This is a genomic window from Bacteroides clarus YIT 12056, assembly GCF_900129655.1.
In the GTDB taxonomy this organism is placed as follows: domain Bacteria; phylum Bacteroidota; class Bacteroidia; order Bacteroidales; family Bacteroidaceae; genus Bacteroides; species Bacteroides clarus.
The window spans coordinates 1-4,388 of record NZ_FQWK01000016.1; the positions used below are offsets into that span (position 1 = coordinate 1).

The window sequence follows — 4,388 nt, forward strand, 5'->3', positions numbered from 1 at the left end:
AGTCCCGCAAGAACTTAGGAATGTAGGGCTGAAGGTGTCGTTCATCAATTCGGATGGTAAGGTAGAAACATGGGAGTTCCAGGGCGGGACGTTTACGAGTGCCGGTAGTTGGAAGCAAATACCCAATCAGGCAATGATTGAACGAATTGATAATGATATATTCAACTTAAACGCCGATAAGATTGATATAGATGGAACTTACGACAAAGAGATAACATTAGAACTTTCTCCATCGGCAGTTTGGCAATCCCTTGAGAATATTTTCCCCGAAGGGAAAGATTGTACTATTCACATTGATAACCCGAATAAGCAAACTATATTCTTAGCGTTCTCGTCTGTATCTCCATATCAAGGCCAACAATACTTCCATCCTGATTTGGTCGTTAAAGGGATGAATCATGAAACTATTAGTAGAACAGGTAAAACTCCTAATAGGTCAGAATATCCATATATACTTTTTAAGGCAGTAGATGACAGCAGCATTAAAACGACAATATCTGCCGGTGAGAATAAAAACATATTTGACGACATCAATAAGGTTTCTGAAAATGTTAATCAGAAAATAGAAGAGCAGAGCCAAATTATCTCTGACATACAGGATAGTATTGGCGGCAAAGAGATAAATGTTGATATATATCCATTTAAGATGCAGTTTCAGTCATTAGAGAATACATTTCCTGACAACAGTACCTTGAATGTTGACTATGCTAATACTAAAGCAGCTTGGACTGAGGTTTATTTCAGCAAGTCAAGTGATAATAATACGGATGGAGTACAAGAGATATACAGAAGTAATAAGGTTGAATCAGGCAGCAAACAGATTGTTGCGCCGTCACCATCTGACTATCCTTATATAATTTATAAGGGATATGATTTGGATGCAACTGTATCTATATCATACACTTTTCCAACTATTGATGAAAAAATAGAAGAGACCAATAAAGAGATAAAGTTGTTAAACAAATTAGACACGCACATACCGACATTACAAGAAACAGCATCAGTCAGTATAATGCTGGATTACATTGATGCCTTTTTTTCCTGGTGTGACGTGGCGAACCCAATGGGTATTCCAATTACCTGTTGCCTTAATGCCTTTATATACAAAAATAGAGCTATCCAAGACAAGGAGAAATTCAAGTCGTTAATACAAGCCGGGAATGGTTTTATAGCGCACGGGTGGAACCCGCATAAAGGAAGTAATAACTTCAGTAATGCTGAGTTTGAAGATACAATCAAATCGGCCAAAGAATACTTTATTTCTCAAGGGCTGAAAACCGAGGGGTGGTGTCCTCCTGAGAATTATATGGATGCCCATAGTGCTGTAATATTATCCAAGTATTATAATTATTCCATCGGAACAACCGGCCAGAAGTATTTCAACGGTGAAGCCAGGTTTATCACTGCCGGCACTAATAGATGGTACATCCCAAGGCACGGAATGGATAATGCAGAGTTGGTAGATTATTCATTGTCTTTACTTGATGAAGCGGTCAAGTATAAAAAGCATCTTGCTCTGTATGCCCATGATACCGCTACTACGACAGACAGAGAGAGGATTTTAAATGCCATCAAAGATTATGCAGACAAAGGGTTGCTTGTTGTCGTTGATACTAATACGCAATATACTTCTCTGCTTAAAACCTGGAGAAATAATATATCTATGATTAAGCCTGTATTCCCGTTTGTCGGGAGTGCTTATTTCGGTGAAGGGGTTAAGGTGTGCACTAATTATGGCACCAGAGAAAAAATAAAAATCTCTTTTACAGGCGCTCCTACCAATGGAGTTATTACTCTGAAAGAGTATACCACTACATTATTCAGAAGCGAAAATATAGACAATGAGGTAGAAGGTACTTCATACACTAATAAGCCGTGGAGTGTGGCCACTACTGACGATATGTCTGTACAGGATATATGTACGGCACTTGCATCCATACATTTGGCTTGCCATACGATGATTAATATGGGAGACCATTTGATTGTGGAAAGTGATGTGCCGAGAAAGTGGGCTAATACAATTTCAGTCGCAGAAAACACAAGCGGTCTTGAAGTCAGTATTGAAGTGTTGGATAATGGGGTTGATCCTACTTTCCAATAAGGTTAACACAAATTCATCCCGGCACTTTACAGTCCGGGATGATTAAAATTAGGCACAGCGGTAAAATATCCCTCAAAAACATCTTGTCAATTCTATAAAATCATTACCTTTAGATACTTTTGTCTTACGAACGTTGTCAGTAAAACGCCGGCTGACATAAAGCGCAAGCGGCAATCAGATAATATTTATAATAAAAATTTCATTATGAAAAAGAATAAAAATAAATGTTAGGCTGGGCGTGATAATGCTCAACCTAACGCTATCAAAGAGGTAGGGCGATTTATGCTTGATACCTTAGAGTTCGTTCTTGCTGTGATTGCTATTGTAGGTATAATATATCTTATATTTACAACCGGTATAGTCACAGAGTTTTAGTGGATAGGATTAATACCTGCATTTCGGTGCATATATAAATACCTAAAAGTATAAATCAACTTGGGCGGTAGCAAGAACCGTCCAAGTTTCGTAAATTCATAAAATATTCCCCAACACCCACATATCATACATCTTGCTGCCAATTCCCACTGTAGGATGTAAGCCATCATTCCAGCAAACCTTAGACAAGTCGTTGTCTACATTGGGAAATGGAGATGTACTGCCATCAAGAATCGAAAAGCCGCTGGCCAAAGCTTTGTTTCTGATGGCGTTTCTTATAATCTGCATAGCTATTCCATTCCAGCCGTTTGTTCTGTTTATCGGGGACACCAGTATGACTTTGGCGGACGGAGCATTAGTCTTGCATCTGTTCACTGCATAATTCAATGCACCATAAAGAGTTGAAGTATCTTCACTGTCCCAATCGCCAAGCAATATCGTACCTCTTATCACCCCTGATAAATCGTTAGTTCCAAGAGCTATTATAATAGCATGGTAATCATCTGAGGTCAAATCATCCATTGCATATTCCAACACGTTTTCATTCGCCGGAGTACCGCTTTTTATCGTACCTGCCGGAGTGGTCAATGTTCTTCCGCCCTTTGCATTTCTGTCAAGAGTGATTCCAAGGGGAGTAATGAAAGTTTCATTACGCAGAACAAATGAACCGAAAGAATCCTGATACGCCTTTACCTTGTTTCCGTCGAACTTGAAAGGCTTGTCTATGATGTTTTCATTCGTGTTTCCAAATGTCCCCAATATATCTTTTAAATCACTTATCTGTAAAGTATTCTGTAATACTTCCTTTTGCAATAAAATATCTTCAGTGTAGAATACCATTGTAGGTTGTAATATCCAGTCCGTATCATATACGGATATGCTTGCATTTTCTAATGTACCAGGTTTGTTTACAAAGTAGAAATCATTTGTAAAGGGAGGATTCTTGTCCGATTGTCTCTTGTTTGAGAATTTCAGATTGTTCTGTACACCATAAGCAAACAAGAAAATATCCTTGTTCGTATTTATGGCAGAATTAAACCTTACATCATGAAATCCTTTCCTTGAGGCATTGAATGTTTGGACAAAGACCATATTCAGACTATTAAGGAAAGCACCTTGTGTCGGTATTGTATCCGTCACAAATACACATACTTCATTTGCTTCGCTGTTCTCATGAATATCTTCACTGCTGAATTCGACATAAACAGATACACCATATACCAACTTGTTAAGACCGGATAATTTATGTCCGCCACCTATCCAACCTTTGGAAGAGGATAAGGTGCTTTCATCAAAATCATCAGGATAATTCTGTGTTTTCTCTGAAAAAGAATACTGTGAGATTGCATTTCTCATATTGGAGTAGTTTTCTTCTGTCTTTTGGGCCGTAACGATATACTCCTCTTGCAATGCGTATTTCTGTGTATTCTGATATTCAAATGAAGCATTGAGAATATCAGTTGTCCACAATTCAATAAGAAGATAAGAATAGCTATTGTTGACTTCCGATTCAATAATTATCTGTTTATCCAAGGTTCCCCAAAATAACCTCTGTTTGTCTATTCCGGATGTGGATTTTTCGTTTGACAGCTCAATGCCTAATAATCGGCTTTCAATCGGAGTATCAATGGTAATCTTGACTTTTTGCCCCTTGAATACAGGCATCAATACGACATTGGTTCCTTGTTTATTGACAGATATGACAATGGTTTTGTTTACACCGTCAATAGTATTTATCCTAACATCATTTTCCTTATTTTCTTGTTCCAAAAATACAACTCGTTGCACTCCACCTTGTACCCAACTGCCGATATTTGTAAACGTCCCGCCCTGGAACTCCCACATTTCTACCTTGCCGTCCGAATTGATGAATGACACCTTTAACCCGATATTTCTAAGTTCTTGCGGGACT

Annotated in this window: 2 protein-coding genes; one reads left to right on the forward strand and one right to left on the reverse strand. The window is 38.3% G+C overall.

What is annotated here, in order from left to right:
- A partial coding sequence (locus BUB52_RS15440; RefSeq protein WP_217654047.1) for a DUF2334 domain-containing protein occupies positions 1–2,101 on the forward strand: 2,101 nt, incomplete at its 5' end.
- Between the two features lie 471 nt (positions 2,102–2,572).
- On the opposite strand, the gene BUB52_RS15810 is transcribed toward BUB52_RS15440, so the two are convergent.
- Positions 2,573–4,388, reverse strand: a 1,816-nt coding sequence (locus BUB52_RS15810) for an SGNH/GDSL hydrolase family protein (RefSeq protein ID WP_175546685.1), incomplete at its 5' end; no start/stop codon positions are given.